Consider the following 23910-nt stretch of genomic DNA (forward strand, 5'->3'; position numbering starts at 1 on the left):
GGTCAGGCCGGCGCGCCCTCCAGCGCCGCCAGGAAGTCGGCCACCAGGTCGTCGGTGTCCTCGATGCCTGTGGACACCCGCACCAGGCCCTCGCCGATCCCGGCCGCGGCGAGCTGCTCGGCGTCCACGATCCCCGCCCACATCGAGCGCGGGTGCACCACGAGCGTGCTGACGCTGCCCAGGCTGGCCGCCCGCTTGGCCAGGCGCAGCCCGCCCAGCAGCGCCGCCGCGCCGGCCCGGCCGGCGGCCAGCTCGACGCCGAGCACCCCGCCGAACCCGGTCATCTGCCGCCGGGCCAGCGCGTGCTGGGGGTGCGAGGGCAGGCCGGGATAGCGGATCCGGGCCACCGCCGGATGATCCTCCAGCGCCCGGGCCAGGGCCAGCGCGTTGGCGTTGTGCCGCGCCACCCGCAGCGCCAGCGTCCGCAGGCCGCGCAGCAGCAGCCAGGCGTCCACCGGGCCGAGCGTGGCGCCGGTGACGATCGACGTACGCCACACCCGCTCGACCAGCTCCGCGCCGCCGACCACCACTCCCGCGGAGACGTCGGAGTGCCCGCCGAGGAACTTCGTGCCGCTGTGCCAGACCAGGTCCGCCCCGGCGGCCAGCGGACGTTGGTTGACAGGCGTGGCGAACGTGTTGTCCACCACCACCAGCGCGCCGGCCGCGTGCGCCGACGCCACCACCGCGGCCAGGTCGGTCAGCTCCAGCAGCGGGTTGCTCGGCGTCTCCACCAGCACCAGCCGGGTCTCCGGCCGCAGTGCCCGGACGAACGCGTCGGCGTCGGTCTGGTCGACCTGGGTGCAGGCCACCCCGAAGCGCGCCAGCAGCCCGGTGGCCAGCGAGGTGGTGCCGCCGTACGTGCTGCGCTGCACCACCACGTGGTCGCCGGCGGCGAGCAGCGCCAGCGCCACCGTGCTGATCGCGCCCATCCCGGACGCGGTGACCAGCCCGGTCTCCGCCCCCTCCAGCTCGGCGACCACGGCGGCAACCTGCGCGTGGTTCGGGTTGCCGTAGCGGGTGTAGAACGCGCTCCCCCGCGCCTCGGTGGCGATCTCGGTGAACCGCTCGTCGGACTCGGCGCTGAACGTGGCGCTCTGCACGATCGGCGGCGCGACCGCCCCGCCAGGCACCAGCCCGTCGTCGCCGTGCACCGCGGCGGTGCCGAACCCGGTCATCCGCGCGCCACCCGGTCCACAAGCGCCCGGTAGCTGCCCAGCGCGGTGAACTCCGGCAGCGTCAGGTCGCTGCCGTGGCGCTGGCGGAGCACGGTGACCAGCCGCAACGCGCGCAGCGAGTCACCGCCGGCGGCGAGGAAGCCGGTCTCCGGGTCACGTGGCGCGGTGCCCAGCACGTCCTGCCAGGCCGCCGCCACCCGGTCCGCCCACTGCTGCCGCGCGTTCCCGCCGCCCGCCGGCGACGGGGCGGCCACCGACGGCAGCGGCGCCGCCGGATCGGCGGCCAGCAACCGGCGGAAGCCGTCGGCCAGCGCGTCCACCCGGTCGGCCGGGACGTGCCGGTGGTCGTACTGGATCATCAGCCCGAGCCGCCCGGCGTCCAGCTCGGCGTCGACGGCGAGGCTGAACGCCACGTCCACGGTGACGCCCCGGCTGTCCACGATGCGGCTGCCGTCGCCGGCCGGACGCGGCGGGAAGTGGGTCCAGTTGAAGAAGTGGTCGAAGCGCGGGCCCGCGCCGCCGGCCCGGACGATCTCGGCGAGCGGGAAGCGGTGGCGCCCCATCAACTCCCGCTCGGCCCGCCACGCCTCGGCGGCCAGCTCGGCCACCGACCGGGTGCCCAGCGCGAGGCGCACCGGCAGCGTGTTGAGGAAGAGCCCGAGCGTGGTGGCGCTGCCCTCGCCCTCCGGCCGGCCGCCGACCACCAGGCCGCTGACCACGTCGTCCCGGCCGGCCAGCTCACCGAGCAGCCGCAGGTGCGCGCCGAACAGCCAGGACTTGACCGGCACCCCGGCGTCGCGGGCCGCCTCGGTGACCCGTTCCGTGGTGCCGGCGCGCAGCGGCACCCGCTGGGTGGTGGTGGTCCTCGGCCGCACGCCGCCGACCAGCAGCGGTGGCGCGGCCCCGGCGCCGTCCAACCAGAACCGGCGGATCGCCGGGTCGGCCACTGCCGCCCGCTCGGCCGCCACGTACTCGCGGAACGGCAGCCCGGCGTCGGCGTGCGCGGGCGTGCCGGCCCGCTCCCGGTCGTACCCGGCGAGCAGGTCGGCCAGGAGCAGGTGCAGGCTCCAGCCGTCGAGCACGGCGTGGTGCTCGGCCACCAGCAGCGTGAACCCGTCACCCCCGCCGCGGACCGCGTGCAGCCGCAGCAGCGGCGGCCGGGTGAGGTCGAACGGGCGGCGACGCTCCTCGGCGACGAGCGCGTCGACCCGGGCCCGCCGGGCCGCCGGGTCGAGGCCGGTCAGGTCCGTCACCGGCAGGTCGACAGGCACCCGCGCGTGCACGAGCTGCAACGGCTCGGCGTACGTGCCGAGCGCGAAGCCGGTCCGCAGCACCGGGTGGGCGTCCAGCAGGGCGGCCAGCGCGCGCCGCAGCGCCGCCGCGTCCAGCGGCGCGGCCACCTCGTGCGCGGTGACGTTGTGGTAGACGGCCGGGTCGCCGGTCAGCTCGCCGTGGTAGACCATGCCGAGCTGGAGCGCGGTCATCGGGTACGCGTCGGCCAGCCCGTCCGGCAGCCGCTCCCGGTCGGCGGCGTCGACCAGGGCGAACCGCCCCTGGTCCACGGCCGGTTCGGGCGCGACGCCGTCCAGCGTGATCCGGCCGTGCGCCACCAGCTCCCGGATCGTCTGGTGCGTGAAGATGTCGTTGAGCTGGAACGACAATCCGCGCTTCTGCGCCGCGACCTGCATCTGGATGCTGCGGATGGAGTCGCCGCCGAGCGCGAAGAAGCTGTCCGTCACGCCGAACGTGGCCACGCCGAGCACCTCGCGCCACGCCTCGACCAGGATCTCCTCGGCCCGGTTCGTCGGCGTCACCGCCGGGTCGCCGGCCGGTCGCTCCGGTGCGGGCGCGGGCAGCGCCGCCCGGTCGAGCTTGCCGTTGCGGGTCAACGGCAGCTCGTCCAGGACCACCACCGCGGCCGGCACCAGGTGGGCCGGCAGCCGTTCGGCGAGCCACTCCCGGGGCGGCGCGACGGATCCGGTCGCGGGGGCGGTGTCCGTCACCGCGTCCGAGGCGTCGGCGTACTCCGGGCGGACCGCGTGCAGGGTGTGCCGGTCGGTGCCGGTCAGCAGGTCGTCCTGCCGGGTGAGCACGGTGAAGCCACGCGCCTGGAACAGCGCCACCAGCTCGGCCAGCCGGCCGGCGGTGGCGGTGCCCGGCGCGTCGTGCACCTCCATGGCGACCTGCGCGACGAGCGGCCAGTGCCGGTCCGCCAGCCCGGCCAGCACGTCCGCCTCGGCCCGCTGCACGTCGATCTTCAGCAGGTCGATCCGCGCCGGGGCCAGCTCGTCCAGCACGGCCGACAGCGGCCGCACCGGCACGGTCAGCTCCCGGCCGGCGAAGCGCTCGGCGAGCAACTCGTCGGCGCGGTCGAGCAGCACGTCCCGCTGGTCGACGCCGGCGTCCCGCTCGTTCGCCAGGTAGCGCTTGATCACGCCGATCTCGGCGTCGGGGTCGGCGTACGCGGCGTGGCCGGACATCATCGAGTAGCCGGGGTAGTAGGTGAACGAGACCTCGCCCCGCTCCCGCGACAGCCCGTGCGGGTGCACGGTCGCCGGCACGCCGAACTCGGCGACGTTGCGGCGCAGCGCCTCCACCACGGCCGGCACCGGCTCGAACGCGTGGATCGTCGCGTCCGGACAGACCTGGTGCACGAAGAGCGAGAACATGCCGATGTTCGCGCCCACGTCGAAGACCGTCGCGCCGGGGCGCAGCACGATCCCGTCGCGCAGGTAGACGCGCTGCGTGAAGATCTCGTCGTGGAGGTAGCGGGTCTCGTGCGGGTTGATCCCGGTGACCCGGGTCAGGTCCAGCGACGCCCCGGCGCGGGGCAGGACGTAGGCGACCAGGCGGTCGCCGTACCCGTCGTCGTCGCGGGCGACCACGGCGGCGTCGGCCACCTCCGGGTGCCCGCGCAGCACGGCGGCGACCTCGCCCGGCTCCACCCGGAAGCCGTGGATCTTCACCTGGTCGTCGAGCCGGCCCAGGTAGCGCAGCCGTCGCCGGGCGTCGAAGCGGACCCGGTCGCCGGTGCGGTAGACCCGCTCGACGCCGCCGTCGGGCAGCGGCAGCTCCACGAACCGGCGGGCGGTCGCCGCCTCGTCGCCCAGGTAGCCGTCGGCGAGCTGCGGGCCGGCCACGCACAGCTCCCCGGCCACGCCCGGCGGCACCGGGCGCAGCCGTTCGTCGAGCACCCGCACCGCGACGCCGGGCAGCGGCCGGCCGATCGTCGGCGGGTCCTCGGCCCGGATCTCCGCCACTGTGGTGTCCACCGTGCACTCGGTCGGGCCGTACAGGTTGACCGCGCGCACGCCCGGCAACGCCGCCACCTCGGCCCACAGGTCCTCGCCGACCGCCTCGCCGCCGAGCAGCAGCAGCCCGGGCAGCCGGGCGTCACCCGCGCCGGCGAGCAGGATGCGTAGCTGCGACGGGGTCAGGTCGAGCACGTCCACCCGGTGCTCCGCGAGCGTGGCGGCGAGCGCGGCGCCGTCGCGGCGCACGTCCTCCGGCACCAGGAACAGGCTCCGCCCGTGGGCGAGCTGCACGAGCTGCTTCACCGAGGCGTCGAACGTCAGCGGCGCGTTCACTGCCACCCGCAGGCCGGCCGGGCAGTCCGCGTACACGGTCGCCTCCAGCGCGCCGGCCAGGTGCGCGGCGGCGGCGTGCGACACCCGCACCGGCCGGGGCGTGCCGGTCGAGCCGGAGGTGAAGATGACGTACGCCGGGTCGGTGGCGGCCGGTGGGGCCGGCGGCGGCCCGCCGGCCGCGACCAGCTCGTCCACCGACACGGTCGCCGGCCCGCCCGCGCCGACCACGCACTCCGCGCCGACCGCGCGGAGCTGCGCGGCCAGCCGTGGCGCCGGGGCGTCCGGGTCCAGCGGCACGAACACCGCGCCGGCCCGCAGCACGCCGAGGAACGCCACCACGGTGTCCCGGGACCGGGCCGCGAGCACACCCACCGGCGCGCCGGCCAGGCCGCGCGCGGCAAGCGCCGCGGCCACCCGCGCGGCCCGCCGGTCCAGCTCCTCGACCGGGTACGCGCCGTCCGCCGCCACCACCGCCGGGTCCTGCGCCGCCATCCCGGCCAGGCCCGCGTCGAGCAGGTCGACGAGGGTACGCGCCGGCGCGGTGGCCGCCGATCCGCCGGCCTCGGCCAGCCAGCCCGCCTCGCCGGCGCCGAGCACGGCCAGCGGCGCGTCCCCGGCCAGCGCGGCCGGCAGGCTGCGCAGCACCGCCACCAGCGAGTCGAGCAGCCACTGCCCGCCGCCGACCCGGAGCGTGACCTCGCCCTCGTCGCCGCCCGTGCCTTTGCCGGTTCCGGTGCCGGGGTCCGTGTCGGCGCCCGTGCCCGGGCCGGTGCCGGTGACGGGGGCCGTGTCGGCGCCCGTGCCGGTGCCGGAACCGGTGCCGTCGTCGGTGCCGGTGAGCACGGTGAGCCGGGGGCCGGTCGGCGGCGGCGGGACGGGCGCCTCGGCGGTCGTCGCGCCCAAGGCGGCGAGGGTGTCCGGGGCGACCACCGGCTGCACCGCGAACCCGGCGACCGCGCCGGTGCTCTCGTCGACCGGGTCGACCAGGTGGAACGTCTCCTCGGCGGTCGCCTCGGCGGCGCGTACCGCGGCCAGCAGCTCGGCCGGCGCGGCCGGCAGCGGCAGAGCCAGCCGCAGCGGGCCGTAGCCGCCCAGCGGGCCGACCACGCCGGCGGTGCCCTCGGCCCGGCGGCCGTCGTGCCAGCGGGCCAGCACCAGGTCCGACTCCTCGGCCCCGTCCGGCGTCTCGGCCCGGCGGGCGACCGCGAGCGCCCAGGCGGCCAGCAGCACCGTCTCGACGGCGCAGCCGGCGGCCTCGGCGACGGCGGCCAGGTCGGCGGTGGGCAGCGTGGCGGTGACCACCGCGCCCGGGTCGTCGCCGTGCGGCTCGACCAGCCGTGCGGCCGGGGCGACCGGCGCGGGCGCCGGGGCGGCCTCCCGCTCCTCCACCTGCCATTCGGTGACGTCGAGGAACTGCAACGCCTCCTCGTCGGCGGGCGGCAGGTCACCCGCGTACGCCCGGGCCAGGTCGGCCAGGACCAGCCGCAGGCTGGCCGGGTCGGCGACCAGCGGGGTGGCAGCCAGCTCCAGCGCGTCGTCGGTGAGCGTCACCGACAGCTCGCCCTGCGCGCCGACGGTGACCGTCCGGTCGTCGTCCACGTCCTGCAACGGCACCCGCAGGCCGGGGTGGTGCACCAGGGTCAGCCGCAGCGCCTCGTGCCGGGCCACCACCGCGTCCACGGCGGCCTGCAACCGGGCCCGGTCCAGCGGCCGGTCCAGCCGCACCCGGGCCCGGACCAGGTCCTGCTTGCCGGCCCAGGCCAGCCGCTGGACCGGGGACAGACGGTATCCGTTCACCACACACTCCGGTTGACGTAGAGATCGGACATGGCGACCAGGATCTGCCGGTCGCCGGTGAAGGGTTCCCGGCCGTGGGTGGCCAGGAAGTTGTCCACCACCAGCACGTCGCCGCGCCGCCAGGGCACGGAGATCGCGTGCTGCCGGTACAGCTCGCGGATGCCGCCGACGACCTCGTCCTCGATCGGCTCGCCGTCGCCGTAGTGGGCGTTGCGGGGCAGCCCCTCCGGGCCGTACTCGCGCAGCAGCGCGGCGGCGACCTCGGGCGGCATGTTCGACACGTGGAACAGGTGGGCGTGGTTGAACCACACCGTCTCGCCGGTACGCGGGTGGACGGCCGTCGCCTGCCGCCGGGCCACGGTCCGCAGCCCGTCGTCGCCCAGCCAGGTGAACTCCGTCGCCGACGCGGCGCAGTACGCCTCCACCTCCGCCCGGTCCGTGGTCTGGAACGCCTCCTGCCAGGGCAGGTCCAGGTGCGGGCCGTAGTTGCGCACGTAGCGGACGCCGTCGCGGGCGAACCGCTCCCGTACCTCCGCCGGGATCAACGGGGTGATCACCCGCTCGGCGGCCAGCGGGGTCGCACCGCCGTCGCCGGTGGCCGGCTGCGCGCAGTGGAAGTAGAGGTGCGTCGGCCAGTTGTGCGAGTACGACATCTCGTGGTGCAGCGGGATCCACTGGGCGGCGTTGAACTCGGTGGAGGTGAACACCTTGTCGGCCACCTCGTGCCGGGGCGCGGCCCGCTCCAGGTAGCCGAGCAGGTCCGGGCCGACCGCGCGGGCCGCCCGGCCGAAGTCGTCGGCGCTGCGCACGTCGAAGCCGCGGAAGAAGACCGCGGCGTGCCGGTCCAGGTCGGCCAGCAGCTCGGCCCGCCGCCCGGCGAGCCAGCCGGCCAGGTCGAGGTCCGGCACGGCGGCCTCGACAAGCAGCACGAAGTCGTCCGGGCCGAGGGTGCGGCGGGTCACCGGCGCGGTGACCGTGCCACCGGCGGCGCGGCGGCGGGGTCCGGGGGCGCTCATGCGGCACCACCGGACAGCTCCGGGGCGGCGACCAGGTCGGACATCGCGGTGAGGATCCGCCGGGGCGGGGTGAACGGCTCCCGGGCGTGCGCGGCGAGCATGTTCTCCACCAGCAGCACGTCGCCCTCGTGCCAGTCGAACGAGCGGGTCTCCGCGGCGTACGCGGCGCGCAGCTCGGCAAGCACGTCGTCTCCGATGGGCGTGCCGTCGCCGTACGCGGTCTGGTAGGGCAGGTCCTCCTCGGCCAGCGCCGCCCGCAGCCCGGCGCTCACGTCCGCCGGCAGCGAGGTGACGTGGAAGAACAACGCGTGGTTGAACCAGGTGCGTTCCCCGGTGACCGGGTGCCGCCGCACCGCCGGGCGCACCTGCCGGGTGCGCAACTGCGTATCGCTCACCCACTCCACGTCGATCAGCGCCCGCGCGCAGTACGCCTCGACCTCGGCGCGGGAGTCGGTCTGGAACGCGGTCTGCCAGGACAGGCTGATGCCGGGCAGGTAGTTGCGCCGGTAGAGCACGCCCCGCCGCTCGAACCCGTCGACCGTCTCCGGGCGCAGCCGGGCCAGCACCCGGCGGCTGTCCGCCAGCGGCGTACGCCCACCGGCGGCCGGCGCGACCTCGCAGTGGAACACGATGCGCAGCGGCCAGGTGACCGTGTAGGACTGCTCGTTGTGCAACACGATCGGCTGGTCGGCGGGGTGCTCGGTGGAGGTGTAGACGCCCTCGGTGACCCGGCTGCGCGGCGAGGACCGTTCGCCGTAGGCCAGCACGTCACCGGAGAGCGCGCCCATCACGGTACGGAAGTCGTCCGCGCCGGCCACCGCGAAGCCGCGGAACAGCACCGCACCGGCGCGCCGGGCCAGCTCGTCCACCTCGTCGCGGTGCCCGGCCAGCCAGCCGGCCAGGTCCACGTCGGGCACGGTGGCCCGCACCAGCGCCGGCAGCGGGCCGCCGGGCCAGTCCGGTCGTACGTCCACCAGGTTCCGTTCCCGGCCGCGGCGGGGGACGGGCCGCGCGACCCGGATCTGATCGGTCATCTCTCACTCCCAGCGGTGTCGGCGCAGTCGGCCAGACTGCGCCGGGGGTCCTCGGCGGCGGTACGCAGCAGCGCGGTGAGGCGGCGGTGCCACGCCGCCACCGTGTCGTGGTCGAACAGGTCGGTGCGGTAGGTCCAGAGCGCCTCCAGCCCGGCCCGGCGGTCGTCCAGCCAGAGCGTCAGGTCGAGGCGGGCCGCGTCCGGGGTCAGCTCGACGCCGGTGAACTCGCCGCCGGCGACGCTGCGGTGCCGGGCCGGCGGGGCGTTCTGCACCCCGAACGCGACCTGCACCAGCGGGTTGCGGTCCGGGCGGCGGTCCGGGCGCAGCCGCTCGACAAGCCTGTCGAACGGGACGTCCTGGCGGGCGGCGGCGAACAGGGTGGCCCGTCGCGCCTCGGCGAGCAGGTCGGCGAAACTGCGGTCCGGGGCCGGGCGCAGGCGCAGCGGCAGCGTGTTGACGTGGCAGCCGATGCCGCGTTCGGCGGCCACGCTGGTGCGCCCGGCGAACGCGACGCCGACCAGCAGGTCGTCCCGGCCGGTTTCCGCGCCGAGCAGCGCGGCGAACGCGGCCAGCCCGACCATGTGCAGGCTGGCGCGGCGTGTCCGAGCCAGCTCCCGCACCGCCGCCGCGGTCCTCGCGTCGACAGTGGTCCGCAGCGCGGCGCCCCGCCGGGCCGGGTTGTTAACAGAAGGCCCCTGCTCTACCGCAGGCGTTAACAGGGGGCCCTTCCTTACCTCCAGGAGGGTGGGGGCGTCGCGCAGCTCGTCCAGCAGCTCGTCGGTGGCGCGGCGGCCGGCCGGGCCGGCGAGCCAGGCGTGCTGCGCGGCGGCGAGGACGGCCGGCCCGGGCACCGGCTCGGCCGGCGCGTCCGGGTCGTCGTAGGACTCCGCCAGGTCGCGCACCAGCACCCCGAACGACCAGTCGTCGGCGACCGCGTGGTGCACGACAAGCAGCAGCGCCTCCGCCCGGCCCGCGTGGTCGGGCAGCAGGTACGCGCGCAGCAGCGGCCCCACGGCCAGGTCCATCGGGACGCCGGTGGCCTCGGCGGCCAGCCGGTCCAGCCGGGCGTCCAGCCGGACGCCCGGGTCGGCCGGCGCGACGACGAGGTCCGGGCGGGCGTCCGGGCGGACCACCTGCGCGGGCCCGTCCGGCCCGGCGGGGAAGACGGTGCGCAGCGCGGGATGCCTGTCGACCACCCGGTGCAGCGCCCGGGTCAGGCGGGCGGTCTCCAGCGGCGCGGCGAAGCGGACCGCGAACGCCAGCAGGTAGGAGGTGTCGGCGGGGTCGAGCCGGTGCAGGAACCAGAACCGCCGCTGCGCCGCGGACAGCGCCGCCGGCCCGTCCCCGGCCGGGGATCCGGCCGCTGCCGATCCCGGCGCGGTCGTCGCCGCCGGCGGCTCGGGGTCGCGCCGGTCCGCCGGCTCGTCCCCGGCCGGGGCGAGCGCGTCGAGGTGGGCGGCGAGCGCGGCGACCGTCGGGTGGGCGAACAGGTCACCGGGATCGACCCGGCGGCCGGTCACGTCGGCCAGTCGGGTGGCGCACCGGACGGCCAGCAGCGAGTCGCCGCCGAGCGCGAGGAAGTCGTCGTCCGGGCCGCCGGCCGCGACCCCGAGCAGGTCCCGCCAGACCGCCGCCACCAGGGCGGCGGTGCCGTCGAACGCGCCGGGGGAGGCGGTGGAGCCGAGGTCCGGCGCGGGCAGGGCGGCGCGGTCCACCTTGCCGTTGGGCAGCGTGGGCAGGCGGTCCAGCCAGACCACGGCGGCCGGCACCAGCGGCGCCGGGAGCGCCTCGGCCAGCCGGGCCCGGACGTCGTCGCGACGCTCGCCGACCAGGTAGCCGACCAGCAGGGGGTCGCCGCTCGGACCGGGCCGGACGGCGGCGGTCGCCTCGCGTACGCCGGGCAGGGCGGCGAGCCGGGCGGCCACCTCGCCCAGCTCGATCCGGTAGCCGCGCAGCTTCACCTGGTCGTCGAGCCGGCCCAGGTAGGCCAGTTGCCCGTCCGGGCGCAGCCGGACCCGGTCACCGGTGCGGTACATCCGCTCGCCGGGGCGGAACGGGTCCGGCCGGAACCGGGCCTCGGTCTCCGCCGGCCGGTCCAGGTAGCCGCGGGCCAGCCCGGCGCCGGCCAGGTACAGCTCGCCCGCCTCGCCCGGCGGCACCGGCCGGCCGTCCGGGTCGAGCACGTACGCCCGGGTGCCCGGCAGCGGCCGGCCGATCGGCGGGTCACCGCCGTCCGGCGGCACCTCGGCCCAGGTCGAGTACGTGGTGTCCTCGGACGGCCCGTACAGGTTGCACAGCCGGCGCACCTGCGGACGGGCCCACACCCGGGCGGCCAGCGCGGCGGTCAGCGGCTCACCGGCCAGGCAGACCGTGCGGACGGTCGGCGGCAGCGCCCCGGCGGTGAGCAGCTCACCCATCGCGGCCGGCACGGTGTTGACGAGCGTGACCGGCAGCCGGTGCGCGCCGGGCGCGGCGAGCGCCAGCACGTCGTCAACGAGCAGCACCCGGCCGCCCCAGGCCAGCGGCCCGAAGATCTCGAAGACGGACAGGTCGAAGCAGACCGAGGTGGCCGCGAGCATCCCGCCCAGCTCGGTGTCGTCGAACGTCTGCCGGACCCAGTGCAGCAGCACCGCCGCCGAGCGGTGCTCGATCGCCACGCCCTTGGGGCGGCCGGTGGAACCGGAGGTGTAGATGACGTACGCCAGGTCGTCCGGGGTCACCGGGACCGCCGGATCGGTGCCGTCGCCGGTCGGGTCGAGCCGGTCGGTGAGCACGGTCGGGCCCGGGAACCGGCCGGCCAGGTCGGCGGTGGTCAGCACCAGCCGCGCCCCGGAGTCGGCGGTCATGAACGCCACCCGGGCCGCCGGGTACGCCGGGTCCAGCGGCACGTACGCGGCACCGGCCCGGAGCACGGCGAGCAGCGCGACCACCAGTTCCGGCGTACGCGGCAGGCAGACGCCGACCCGGTCGCCGCGCCCGACGCCGCGCGCCAGCAGCACCCGGGCCAGCCGGTTCGCCGCCCGGTCGAGGTCCCGGTAGGACAGCGCGGTGTCGCCGTGCCGGACCGCCTCCGCGTCCGGCGTGCGGGCGGCCTGCGCGACGACCATCAGGTGCAGGCAGTCCACGGTGGCCGGGCCGGTCCCGGCGCGGCGGGCGGCGGCCCGGCGGGTCGGGCCGGCCGGCCGGGCGGGCCCGCTCACCGGGAGCCCCCGCCGGTCACGGCGGCGAGGCGGCGGTCCGCCTCCTCCTGGATGCGGTCCTTGTCGGCGAGCACGATCCGGCCCGGGTCGTTGTCCGGCAGCTCGTCCTCCAGCCGCCGGATCCGCCGGTACGCGATGCCGCCGGCGGCCAGCGCCAGCGCGCAGAGCCCGGCCAGGATCGCGGCCAGCGCCATGCCCCGCCCCGGCCCGGTGCCGACCAGCCCGGCGAGCGGACCGCCGGGGCGGGCCAGCGGGGCGAGCACGTGCTCGGCGAGCGGGCCGGCGCTGAGGAAGCCGGCCGGCACCATCAGCCAGGACAGCATCTGCGCCATGGCGAGCACCCGGCCCTGGAGTTCCAGGCCCACCTTGGCCTGCACGATGGCCAGCCAGTGCGTGTTCACCAGCGCGGTGGCCAGGCCCATGCCGAACAGGCCGAGCGCCGGGAACAGCGGGTCCGGCCGGAGCCCGACGGTGAGCAGTGAGACGCCGAGCAGCACGACGCTGGCCAGGATGCCCGTGGTGCGCCGGGCGGTGCCGCCCCAGACGCCCATCAGCACCGACCCGACGACCATGCCGACGCCGCTGGCGGCCAGCACCCGGCCGAGCACCGCCGGGTCGCCGAAGGAGAGCGTCAGCGGGGTGACCAGCACCTCGACCATGGCGAAGAAGTAGTTCAGCGACGCGACGAGGACGACCAGGGCGACCAGCCCGTGCCGCCGGACGATGAACCGCCAGCCGCCGAGCACCTCGCGCCGGAACGGCTCCTCCCGGCGCACGAAGAGCGTGTCCGGGAAGCGCACCGACAGCGTCACGGTGACCGCCACCACGAACGTGACCAGGTCGATCACCACGATTCCGCGCAGCCCGACCGCGAGCACCAGCGCGCCGCCGACAAGCGGGGCCAGCACGGTGCTGGTGGCGGTGCCGAGCGAGACGATGCCGTTGGCCCGCCCGTAGTAGCGCTTCGGCACGAGCTGGGTGACCGCCGCCTGGTAGGCGGGTTGCTGGAACGCGGTGGCCACGGCCGTGACGGTGATCGCGGTGAGGATGTGCCAGAGGTGGAGCTGGCCGAGCCAGAGCAGCAGCGCCAGGCTGACCGTGCCGGTGGCGGCCAGGCAGTCGGCGAGCACCATGATTCTTCGTCGGTCCCACCGGTCGGCCAGCGCGCCGGCGATCGGCGAGAGCACCACGGCCGGCAGCAGCGCGAGCACGGTGGCGGTGGCGAACAGCGACACCGAGCCGGTCCGCTGGTAGACCCACAGGCCCATGCCGAACGCGGTCAGCCCGCTGCCGATCAGCGACACGAGTTGGCCGATCGCGACCAGATAGAACACCGCCAGGCTGGGCGCCACCGTCCGCCGGGGCGCGACGTCCGCCGGGGACGCCGCCGCCGGAGCGGTCCGGGCCGTCCCGTCCGGCTGCGCCGACGCGGGTACGGCGGCGCGCCGGTCCGCCTCCGCCGGCTCCGGTGCGGCGGTGGAACCGTCCGGCTCGGCAGGCGCGGCGGCGCAGTGCGCCAGGATGATCGCGGCCAGCTCGGCCGGCTGGTGCTTGGCGAAGTAGTGCCCGGCGCCGTCGATCACCTCCAGCGACACCCGGTCGGCGAAGAACTCCCACTCCAGGTAGCGCTCCTGGTAGAGCTCGGTGGCCCGGTCACCGCCGCCGACCACGCAGACCAGCGGCGCGGACAGCTTCGCCGGCAGGCCGGCGGCGTAGACGTCGGTGTAGTAGTCCTCGCCCCGGGCCGAGTCGGCCAGGACGACCCGCATCACGAAGTCCTTCTCGGCCGCGTCGAAGACCTCGGTGAAGAAGCCCATCGCGCGAAGCGACTCCAGTGTGCGCCGCTTCGACGCCCAGCGCTCCACCGGGAACCAGCGGCGCAGCCAGCCGAACACCCGGCCGGGCAGCCGGGGCGCGGGGAAGTGCGCGCCGATCACCACGCCTGTCACCTCGACGCCGGCCGCCTCCAACCGGCGGGCCAGCTCCACCGCCTCGGCGCCGCCCACGCAGTGCCCGTACACCGCGACCGGGCCGGTGATCTGCCCGACCACCTCGGCCACGCAGCGGTCCACCAGCTCGTCCAGGTCGAGCATCGGCTCGTCCGGACGGTTCAGGTCGTGCCCGGGGCGTTCCAGGGCGTAGAGCGACACCCCGGCCGGCAGGGCGTCCGCGAGCGGCTGGAAGGTGATCGCGGAGCCGCCGCCGAACGGTACGCAGAGCAGCGTCAGCGTGGTCGTGGTGCCCGGCCGGGCCGGGGTCAGCTCGTGCAGCAGCTTCCCGGCCGAGCCGCCGGTGGCGTCCAGGTGCTCGGTCAGCGCCCGGATGGTCGGGTGGCGGAACAGGTCGAGCACGCTGATCGCCGGGTCGCTGCCGGCCAGCGCCTTGATCGCCCGGAACGAGTCGCCGCCCAGGTCGAAGAAGTCGTCGTCGATGCCGACCCGGTCGTACCCGAGCACCTCCGCCCAGCGGCGGGCCAGCGCCGCCCGCAGCGGGGTGTCCGGCTCGCCCGCGCCGGCGGCGGCCCGGTCCCGGCGGGGCGCGGGCAGGGCGGCCCGGTCGACCTTGCCGTTGGCGTTGAGCGGCATCCGGTTCAGCGGCACGAACGCCGACGGCACCATGTAGTCCGGCAGCCAGGTGCGCACGAACGCCCGCCACGGTGCCGGGTCGGCGGCGAAGTCGGCGGTCACCTCGCTCCCGGTGTCGGGCTCGGGGCCGCCGGCCAGCGTCAGGTAGGCCACCACGGCCTTCTCGCCGGCGTCCTCGCGGACCACCACGGCGGCGTCGCGGACCGCGTCGTGCCGGCGCAGCACCGCCTCGATCTCGCCCAGCTCGATCCGGAACCCGCGCACCTTCACCTGCGAGTCGCCCCGCCCGAGGAACTCGATCCGGCCGTCCGCCAGCCGGCGGCCGAGGTCGCCGGTGCGGTAGAGCCGGCCGTCGCCGTCCGGGTCGGGCACGAAGCGCGCGGCGGTCAGCGCCGGGTCGTCGTGGTAGTCGCGGGCCAGCCCCGGCCCGCCCAGGTGGATCTCGCCGGGCACGCCCACCGGGACCGGGTGCGACGCCGCGTCGAGCAGGTGCACCCGCATGTTGCCGATCGGCCTGCCGATCGTGGGCCGGGGCTCGTCCGGGGTGATCCGGTCCATGGTGGCCCAGACCGCGGCCTCGGTCGGGCCGTAGAGGTTCCACAGCGCGTCCACCCGGCCGGCCAGTTGCCGAGCCAGCGGCGCGGGCACCGCCTCGCCGCCGCACACCGCGGTGAGCCCCGGCGTGCCGGTCCACCCCGACTCGATCAGCAGCCGCCAGGTGGTCGGCGTGCCCTGGGCCAGCGTGACCCGTTCGGCGGCGAGCAGCGCGGCCAGCCGGGACGCGTCGTAGGCGACGTCCCGGTCCACCAGCAGCATCCGGGCGCCGACCACCAGCGGCAGGAACAGCTCCGGCACGGACATGTCGAAGGCGAAGCTGGCCATCGCCAGCATGGTGCCGTCGCGGGTCAGGCCGGGCCGCTCGCGCATCGCGGCGAGCGTGTTGACCACCGCGCTGTGGGTGACCCGCACGCCCTTGGGGCGGCCGGTCGAGCCGGAGGTGTAGATCAGGTAGGCCAGGTGGTCCGGTCCGGCCGTCGGCGGGGGCGCGGTGTCCGGCTCCCCGGCCGCGTCCGGCGTCACCACCGTGCCGGCGAACCCGAACCGGTCGGCCAGGCCCGGCTCGGTGACCAGCACCGGGGCGCCGCTGTGCGCCAGCACGTAGCGCTGCCGCTCCACCGGGTACTCCGGGTCCACCGGCACGTACGCGCCGCCGGCCTTGAGCACGCCGAGCAGCGCGACCGGCAGGTCGGCGGAGCGGGGTAGGCAGACCGCGACCGGCACGTCCGGCCCGACGCCGGCGCGGCGCAGCCGGTGCGCGAGCCGGTTGGCCCGGGCGTCGAGCGTGGCGTAGTCGAGCGTGGTCGGACCGAACGTCACGGCCGGCCGCTCGGGACCGGTCGCCACCTGGTGCGCGACGAGGTCGACGAGCGTCGGCACCCGGCCGGGCGGGGTGTCCCAGCCGGCCGGCGCGGCGGTGTCGTTCCAGTCGGCGAACCGGGCGCGCTCGGCGGCGGTGAGCAGCGGCAGCTCCGCCAGCCGGGAGCCGGGGTCGGCGAGCGCGGCGGCGAGCAGCGTCTCCAGGTGACCGACCATCCGCTCGGCGGTCGACGCGTCGAACAGCGCGGTGTTGTACTCCAGCCGGAACCGCAGCCCCTCGGCCACCTCGTACGCGTAGAGCGCCAGGTCCTGCTGGGCGATGCCCGGCTCCACCGCGAACGGGGTCATCCGCACCCCGGCCGCGTCGGTGTCCCGCTGCTCGGGCACGTTGAGCAGGTTGAACATCACCTGGAACAGCGGGTTGCGGCTCAGGTCGCGGGGCGCGTCGACCAGGTCCACCAGCCGCTCGAACGGCACCTCCTGGTGCTCGTACGCGTCAAGCGCGGTGCGCCGGACCCGCCCGAGCAGCTCGGCGAACGTCCAGTCGCCGTCCAGCACGGTCCGCATCGGCAGCATGTTGACGAAGAAGCCGACCATCGGCTCCAGCTCGGCGCGGACCCGGCCGGCGACCGGGGTGCCGACGCAGACGTCGCGCTGCCCGGTCCAGCGCCAGAGCAGCGTCTGCCACGCGGCCAGCAGCGTCATCGCCAGCGTGACGCCGTGCTCGTGGCTGAACCGGCGTACCGCGTCGGCGGCCGGCCGGGGCAGGAGCAGCGTGCGGACCGCGCCGTCGAACGTCTGCACCGGGGGGCGCGGCCGGTCGGTGGGCAGTTCCAGCGCGGCCGGCACCCCGGCGAGCTGACCACGCCAGTACGCCAGGTCCGGCCTGTCCTTCTCGGCCAGTCGGCCGCGCTGCCAGCGCGCGTAGTCGCCGTACTGGACGGCCAGCTCGGGCAGCGGGTCGGCGGCGCCCTGCCGCGCGGCGGCGTAGAGCGTGGCCACCTCGCGGGCCACCACGCCCAGCGACCAACCGTCGGAGACGGCGTGGTGCATGGTCAGCGACAGCACGTGCCGGTCATCGGCGACGCGCAGCAGCACGGCCCGGAACAGCGGCCCGGCGGCCAGGTCGAACGGGCGTCGCACGTCGGCCGCGAGCGCGGCGTGCACCCAGCCGGGCACCGCCTCGGCCACCGCCGGCTCGACGATGCTCGCCGGCCCGGCGGGGTCCGGGCCCGCCGGGGCGGTCAGCACCGGCAGCTCCACCGGCCCGGCCGGCAGCACCCGCTGCACGGGGTCGCCGTCCGGGCCGAGCGGGAACACGGTGCGCAGCGCCTCGTGCCGGCGTACCAGCCCGGCCAGCGCGGTGCGCAGCGCCGCCACGTCGAGCGCGCCGTCGAGCAGCAGCGTGGTGCCGACGGTGTACGCGTTCTGCGCGTACGCCTGGTCGAGGAACCACAGCCGGTGCTGGCCGGAGGAGAGCGGCGCCGGGCCGGCGTCCGGCGCGGCGCGGGGGATGCGCTCCCCGGCCGGCGGCCCGTCCAGGTCGACCGCCGCGCCGCCGGTCGGTTCCGTTCTCGGCGTGCCGGCGCCGGGCGTGTCCGCCTCGGGGCCGGCGGCCGCCGGGGCGGACGGGCCGGCGGCCGGCGGTGCCGCGCGGTCGGCGTCGGGCAGCGCCGCCGCCAGGGCCGCGACGGTGGGCCGGGCGAAGACGGTCTCCAGCGGCACCGCGACGCCGAGGCGGGCGCGCAGCCGCACCACCACCTGGGTGGCGAGCAGCGAGTGCCCGCCCAGCTCGAAGAAGTCGTCGAGCGCGCCGATCGGCCGGATGCCGAGCAGGTCGGCCCAGACCTCGGCCACCGACTCCTGCGCCGGACCCGCCGGCGGCACGTACGCGGTGCTCAGCGCCGGCCGGTTGCCGGCGGGCTCCGGCGCGGCGCTCGCGTCCTCGGACGGCCCCGCCACCAGCGCGCCCGCCGGGACCGCGACCCGCACGAGCCCGGATCCCGACCCGACGGCGGCCGGTCGGGGCGCGGGCGCGACCCAGTACCGCTGCCGTTCGAACGGGTAGCCCGGCAGCGGGACCCGGCGGTCGCCGTCACCGTGGAACCGGTCCACGTCGACCGGGACGCCGGCCAGCCAGAGCCGGCCCACCGCGTCGAGCAGCGTCACCAGGTCGTCGGCATCGGCGCGGGGATGCCGCATCGCCGCCACCGCGTGGGCCGGCCGCACCCCGGCGAGTCGGGCCAGGCCGCCGAGCGCGTGCCCGGGACCCAGTTCCAGTACGGCCGCCTCCTGCTCGGCGCAGAGCGCGGCCGACTCGGCGAAGCGGACCGGCTCCCGCAGGTGCCGCACCCAGTAGGCCGGGTCGGTGACCAGGCCCGGGGTGACCGGCCCGCCGGTCAGGTTGCTCAGGTAGGGGCGCTCGGGTTCGGTGAACTCAACGGTGGCGGCGTGCGCGGCGAACTCGTCCAGGATCTCGTCGAGCAGCGCGGAGTGGTAGCCGCGGGCCACCCGCAGCGGGCGGCAGTCGACGCCGTCGGCGGCCAGCCGCTCCCGCAGCCGGTCCACCGCCGCCGGTTCGCCGGAGACCACGCCCAGCTCGGGCGCGTTCACCGCGGCCAGCGACAGCCCGTCGCCGAGCAGCCCGGTCACCGCCGCCTCGGGCAGCCCCACCGCGAGCATCGCGCCGGCCGGCGTCCGTTCCGCCAGCTCGCCGCGCACCCGCACCAGGCGCAGCGCGTCGGCGAGGGAGAAGACGCCGGCCAGGCACGCGGCCACGTACTCGCCGAGGCTGTGGCCGACCATCAGGTCCGGCGTCACGCCCCGGGCCAGCAGCGTCCGGGCCAACGCGTACCCGGTGACGAAGAGGGCGGGCTGCACCAGCGCGGGACGGTCCAGCAACCGCTCCGCCGCCGCGTGCCCGTCCGGCGCCGGGTCGAGCACGGCGAGTAGATCCCGCCCCAGGTCGGGGCCGAGCAGGCCGGCGCACTCGTCCACCACGGCCCGGTAGGTCGGCTCGGACCGGTGGAGGCCGGCACCCATCGCCACGTGCTGCGCGCCGTGCCCGGGGAAGGCGAACACCAGCGTCCGCCGGCCGCCCGGGTGCGCCCCGGTGAGCCGGCGCGCCGGGTCGTCCAGCGCGGACACCGCGTCGGCCGGGTCCGCCGCCACCACGTACCGCCGGTGGGTCATCGGCCGGCGGCGGCCCAACGCCGCCGCGACGTCCGCGAGCGCCACCTCCGGGTGGGCGGCGAGGTGGTCGCGGAGCTGCCCGGTGGCGCGCTCCAGCGCGGCCGGGGTACGCGCCGACACCACCAGCAGCCGGGGCCCGGGCGCGGCCGGCGCCGGCGCGGTGGCCGGTGCGGCGGGTGGCTCCTCCAGCACCACGTGCGCGTTCGTGCCGCCCATGCCGAACGAGCTGACCCCGGCCCGGCGCGGGCCGTCGGCAGGCCACGGCCCGGCGGCGGGGTCGAGCCGGAACGGGCCGGTCGTGACGTCGATCGCCGGGTGCGGCCGGTCCACGTTGATGGTCGGCGGCAGCGTCCGCGTCCACAGCGCCATCACGGTCTTGATCAGGCCCGCCACGCCGGCCGCCGCGTCGGTGTGGCCGATGTTGGCCTTGACCGAGCCGAGCCGGCAGAAGCCCCGCGCGTCGGTGTCGCGCCGGAACACCTCGGTCAGCGCGGCCACCTCGATCGGGTCGCCGAGGCTGGTGCCGGTGCCGTGCGCCTCCAGGTAGCCCACCGAGCGCGGGCTCACCCCGGCGGTGGCCAGCGCCCGGCTGATCACCTCGACCTGCCCGGCGACGCCCGGCGCGGTGTAGCCGGTGCGGCGCGCCCCGTCGTTGTTGACCGCCGAGCCGCGGATCACCGCGTAGACGGTGTCGCCGTCGGCGAGCGCGTCGGCGAGCCGCTTGAGCACGACCACGCCGACGCCGCTGGACTCGATGCTGCCGCGCGCGTCGGCGCTGAACGGCCGGCAGTGCCCGTCGGGGGAGTAGATGCCGCCGTCGTGCCAGAGGTAGCCGCGCCGCTGGGCGGGGAAGACGCTGACCCCGCCGGCCAGCACCACGTCGGACTCGCCGCTGAGCAGGCTCTGCCGGCCCAGGTGCACGGCCACCAGGGAGGTGGAGCAGGCGGTGGACACGGTGACCGCGGGACCGGTCAGGTCGAGCTGGTAGGCGACGCGGCTGAGCAGGAAGTCCTTGTCGTTGCCGAGCGAGATCTGGTGCTCGCTGAGCCCGGCGGTCAGCTCCGGGTGGCCGCTGAGGTGGTCGAGCAGGTAGGAGCTGCGGCCCGAGCCGGCGAACAGGCCGACCCGGCCGGCGTGCCGCGACGGGTCGTGCCCGGCGTGCTCCAGCGCGTGCCAGGCGCACTCCAGCAGCAGCCGGTGCTGCGGGTCCAGCGTCTGCGCCTCGCGCGGGGTGACGCCGAAGAAGGCCGCGTCGAACTCGTCGATGCCGGGCAGCACCGTGCCGGCGCGCACGTACGCCGGGTCGTCGATCCGGGCCGGGTCCGCGCCGTCGGCGAGCATCTCCTCGACGGTGAACTCGCCCACCGACTCCACCCCGTCGCGGATGTTCGCCCAGAACTCGTCCACCGTGCGGGCGCCGGGGAAGCGGCAGGCCATGCCGACCACGGCGACCGCACCGTCGGCCGGGCCGGCGGTCGCGGCCGGGCGCGCGACGGGCGGCGCCGCCGGCTCCGCGCCGCTCGTCGTGACACCGACCAGGTACGCCGCCAGCGACTCGGGCGTCGGGTGGCGGAACAGGTCGGTGGCGGTCAGCACGTCACCGAGCCGGGCGCGCAGCTTGTCGAGCACGGCGAGCAGCCGCATCGAGTGCCCGCCCAGGTCGAAGAAGCTGTCCCGGGGACCGACCTGGTCGACGCCGAGCACCTCCCGCCAGACCTGCGCGACAAGCCGCTCCAGGCGGATCCGGTCGGCGTCCCAGCGGGCCGGCGCGGCGGCGCCGGTCGATGCCGACCCGGCGGCCCCGGGTCCGGTCTGGCCGGTCGTCGCGGGCCCGGCCGGGCCGGCGGCGGCGGTTCCGGCCGGCCCTGTCCCGGCGGCCCCGGCCCACCGGGTCGTCCCGGCGCCGACCGGGCCGGTGGCGTGACCGGCGGCGTCGGGCGCGGGGAGCGCGTCCGGGTCGACCTTGCCGTTGCCGGTCAGCGGCAGCGCGTCGAGCCGCACGAACGCGGCCGGCACCAGCCAGGACGGCAGCTCGGCGGCGAGCGCGGCGGCCAGCCCGGCCGGGTCCGCCCCGTCGCCGGCCAGGTAGGCCACCAGGCGCGGGTCGGCCGGGTCGTCGCCTCGCAACTGGACGGTGACGTCGGCCCGCGGCCGGTGCCGCCGGATCGCCGCCTCGATCTCGCCGCACTCGATCCGGTAGCCGCGCACCTTGACCTGCCGGTCGGTGCGGCCCAGGTAGTCCAGCACCCCGTCCGGCCGGCGGCGCGCCAGGTCGCCGGTGCGGTAGAGGCGCGCGCCGGGCGCGCCGGAGAACGGGTCGGGCAGGAACCGCTCGGCGGTGCGGTCCGGCTGCCCCAGGTAGCCGCGTGCCACCCCGGCGCCGCCGACGTACAGCTCGCCGAACACGCCCACCGGCACCGGGTTGCCCCACCTGTCGAGCAGGTGGAGCGCGGTGTTGGCGATCGGCCGCCCGATCGGCACCGAACCGCCGTCGGGGGTGTCCGGCTCCACCTCGTACGCGGCGCAGCCGACCACGGTCTCGGTCGGGCCGTACTCGTTGACCAGCGCGGTCTCCGGCGCGTGCGTCCGCCACGGCGCGACCTGGTCGGCGCGCAGGTTCTCGCCGCCGATGACGAAGCATCGCGTGCGCCCTGCCAGCTCCTCCGGGCGGAGCTGGTGGGTGACCAGCTCCAACTGGGCCGGGGTGATCTTGACCAGGCCGAACGGGGTGGCGGTGTCGCGCAACGCCTCGCCCAGCGCGGCCGGGCCGAGGTGCTCGCCGATCATCCGCACCGTGGCCCCGGCGGCCAGCGGCACCAGCAGGCTGGTCACGGTCAGGTCGAACCCGACCGACGAGTGCAGCGGCACCACGTCCCCGACTCGCAACCGGTACGCCTGGGTGGCCCAGCGCACGTAGTTGGCGACCCCCCGATGGGTGACCATGACGCCCTTCGGGCGGCCGGTCGAGCCGGAGGTGTGGATGACGTACGCCAGGTCGTCCCCGGAGGGTGCCGGCCGGCGGCGTGGCCGGCGTCGCGGCCCGCCGCGTGCCGGCTCTGCCACCGTCACCGAGGCGTCCGGGCCCGGCACCGGCACCGCCGCGTCGCCGGGCACCAGGTGCGCCAGCTCGGCGCAGGTCAGCACGGTCCGGGCGGCGGTGTCGTCGATCAGGTGCCGCAGCCGGGCCGGCGGGTTCGCCGGGTCCATCGGCACGTACGCCGCGCCGGCCCGCAGCACCGCCAGCACCGCCACGGTGAAGTCGACGGTGCGGGGCAGCAGCACCCCGACCAGGCCGCCGACGCCGACGCCCCGGGCGCGCAGCGTCCCGGCCAGCGTCTCGGCCCGGGCGTGCAGCTCGGCGTAGGTCAGCGCGGCCACGTCGTCGGTCACCGCCACCGCGTCCGGGGTACGCCGGGCCTGCTCCTCGATCAGCGTGTGGACCAGCTCGTCCGGCTCGGCCGGCGTGGCGGTGCGGTTCAGCTCGCCGACCACCAGCCGGTGCTCGGCGGCGGTGAGCATCGCGGCCGAGCCGACCGGGGCGTCCGGTTCGGCGAGCAGCGACCCCAGCAGCGTCTGGTAGTGCCCGGCGAGCCGGACCACGGTGTCCGCGTCGAACAGCTCGGTGCGGTACTCCAGCACGGTCCGCAGCCCCCGGTCGTCCTCCCGGACGGCGACCGTGAGGTCGAACTTGGCGGTGTCGAGCGGCACCTCGACGGTGCTCACCTCGAGGCCGTCCAGGTCGGGCGGGGCGGCCTCCCGGCCGTACACGAACATCACCTGGAAGAGCGGGCTGAAGCCGGCCCGGCGCGCCGGGCGCAGCGTCTCCAGCACCGTCGAGAAGGGAAGCTCCTCCCGGCCGAGGGCGTCGAGCACCGCGCCGCGCACCCGGTCCAGCAGGGTGGCGAAGGACGGGTCGTCGTCCAGCCGGGCCCGGATCGCGACGGTGTTCAGCAGCAGGCCGACGAGCTGCCGGCTCTCCGGACCGCGTCGCCCGGCCACCGGCGTGCCCACCACCACGTCACCCTCGCCGGTCCATCGCGCTAGCAGCACGTGCAGCACCGCCAGCAGCACCATGTACGGCGACGCGCCGGCCCGCCGGCAGAACGCGGCAAGCGCCTCGGCCGGCACCTCCAGCGGCACCGCGAGCGTGGCGCCCGCGCCGGACGGCACCGCCGGACGCGGGCCCCGGGTGGGCAGGTCGAGCGCCGTGGGGGCGCCCGCGAGCTGGTCCCGCCAGTAGTCGAGCTGGGCCGCCGCCTCCGCCCCGGCGAGCCAGGCCCGTTGCCGGAGCGCGTGGTCGCGGCAGTCGGTGACCACCGGGTCGAGCGTGACCGGCCGCCCGGCGCGGTGGGCCCGGTAGAGCTGTTCCCACTCCTCGTGCAGGATGCCCAGCGACCACTCGTCGATCGCGACGTGGTGGATCGTCAGCAGGAGCACGTGCTCCTCCGGGGCGCACCGCACCAGGTCGGCCCGGAACACCGGCCCGCGCGTCAGGTCGAGCGGGTCGCGGGCGGCGGCCCGCAGCCGGGCCCGCACCTCCCGGTCGCGCTGCCAGCTCGGCAGGCCGCTGAGGTCGTGCACCCGCAGCAGTCCCGGGCGCGGCTCGTGGACCACCTGGACCGGGTCGTCGCCGTCCGGTCCGGGCGCGAGCGTGGTACGCAGCGCGGCGTGCCGGGCCACCAGGTCGTCGAGCGTCGCGGACAGCGCCGGCACGTCGAGCGGGCCGTGCAGCCGGTAGGCCAGCGGCACCAGGTAGCCGGCCGAGCCCGGGTCGAGCCGGTCGAGCTGCCACATCTGGCGCTGGGCGGCGGTTGCCGGCGCGGAGCGGCCGGGGTCGGGCCGCGCCGGTGGGGCCGGTCGCCGGGTCCGCAGGACGTCGGTCATCGCCTCTGCCTTCGTCATGTCCCGGCCGCCGGGCGGGCGCCGTCCGGGCGCACGGTTGCGCCC

At 77.0% G+C, this 23910-nt stretch carries 6 protein-coding genes; all 6 read right to left on the reverse strand.

Annotation, left to right across the window (positions count from 1 at the left end; all coding sequences use genetic code 11):
* Nucleotides 1–2: 2 nt before the first annotated feature.
* From ACIA5A_RS21490 to ACIA5A_RS21515, 6 genes are read right to left on the reverse strand one after another with little or no spacing between them, the layout of a single operon-like run.
* Nucleotides 3–1175, reverse strand: a complete 1173-nt coding sequence (locus tag ACIA5A_RS21490) for a trans-sulfuration enzyme family protein (RefSeq protein ID WP_396765027.1) — start codon at nucleotides 1173–1175, stop codon at nucleotides 3–5.
* Complete coding sequence (locus ACIA5A_RS21495; protein ID WP_396765030.1) at nucleotides 1172–6559, reverse strand: amino acid adenylation domain-containing protein; 5388 nt, start codon at nucleotides 6557–6559, stop codon at nucleotides 1172–1174. Before ACIA5A_RS21495 ends, ACIA5A_RS21490 begins: the two co-directional genes overlap by 4 nt.
* Nucleotides 6556–7575 (reverse strand): TauD/TfdA family dioxygenase, encoded by a 1020-nt coding sequence (locus ACIA5A_RS21500; protein WP_396765033.1) that lies wholly within the window; start codon nucleotides 7573–7575, stop codon nucleotides 6556–6558. Before ACIA5A_RS21500 ends, ACIA5A_RS21495 begins: the two co-directional genes overlap by 4 nt.
* Nucleotides 7572–8609 carry a TauD/TfdA family dioxygenase gene (locus ACIA5A_RS21505; RefSeq protein ID WP_396765036.1) on the reverse strand — a complete coding sequence of 346 codons (1038 nt, stop codon included), beginning with the start codon at nucleotides 8607–8609 and terminating at the stop codon, nucleotides 7572–7574. Before ACIA5A_RS21505 ends, ACIA5A_RS21500 begins: the two co-directional genes overlap by 4 nt.
* The gene (locus ACIA5A_RS21510) at nucleotides 8606–11809 is read right to left on the reverse strand and encodes an amino acid adenylation domain-containing protein (RefSeq protein WP_396765039.1); all 3204 of its coding nucleotides are present in this window, start codon (nucleotides 11807–11809) and stop codon (nucleotides 8606–8608) included. The genes ACIA5A_RS21505 and ACIA5A_RS21510 overlap by 4 nt, the downstream gene beginning before the upstream one ends.
* Nucleotides 11806–23847 (reverse strand): amino acid adenylation domain-containing protein, encoded by a 12042-nt coding sequence (locus ACIA5A_RS21515; protein ID WP_396765042.1) that lies wholly within the window; start codon nucleotides 23845–23847, stop codon nucleotides 11806–11808. The genes ACIA5A_RS21510 and ACIA5A_RS21515 overlap by 4 nt, the downstream gene beginning before the upstream one ends.
* Nucleotides 23848–23910 lie beyond the last annotated feature (63 nt).

This window comes from Micromonospora sp. NPDC051300, from assembly GCF_044455315.1.
GTDB classification, from domain to species: Bacteria; Actinomycetota; Actinomycetes; order Mycobacteriales; family Micromonosporaceae; genus Micromonospora; species Micromonospora robiginosa.

Coding starts and splice junctions, on each gene's coding strand:
- ACIA5A_RS21490 (WP_396765027.1), bottom strand. CDS start 1,175: ATGACCGGGTTCGGCACCGCCGCGGTGCACGGCGACGACGGGCTGGTG.
- ACIA5A_RS21505 (WP_396765036.1), bottom strand. CDS start 8,609: ATGACCGATCAGATCCGGGTCGCGCGGCCCGTCCCCCGCCGCGGCCGG.
- ACIA5A_RS21500 (WP_396765033.1), bottom strand. CDS start 7,575: ATGAGCGCCCCCGGACCCCGCCGCCGCGCCGCCGGTGGCACGGTCACC.
- ACIA5A_RS21515 (WP_396765042.1), bottom strand. CDS start 23,847: ATGACCGACGTCCTGCGGACCCGGCGACCGGCCCCACCGGCGCGGCCC.